The following is a 250-nucleotide window of genomic DNA, read 5'->3' on the forward strand; positions in this document are numbered from 1 at the left end:
GTCAACGCGCGCGTGACACGCGCTGACGGGCATGCTGAACGTGAAGCGGCCAAGATCATGATCAACGACGCGCGGCAAGCACTACAGGATGCGGGCGCAGAGATCACGTTGGGCGCGGACAAGGGTTCTGTTGCAGTAAGGCCCACGTTAAAATTGGGTAGCGAATTTTTGAGCTGTGCGATGAAGAAGACGAAGACACCGCGCACCACACTCGCGCCGGGCCTAGCCAAGGTCCTGAAGCGCCTTCACT

The 250-nt window shown here is 59.2% G+C and carries 1 pseudogene; it reads left to right on the forward strand.

The features are described 5' to 3' along the window. Nucleotides 1-250: pseudogene (locus AB3X89_RS40765) on the forward strand (hypothetical protein); the annotation flags it as partial.

The sequence above is a fragment of the Paraburkholderia sp. BR14320 genome, from assembly GCF_040948665.1.
Lineage (GTDB): Bacteria > Pseudomonadota > Gammaproteobacteria > Burkholderiales > Burkholderiaceae > Paraburkholderia > Paraburkholderia youngii.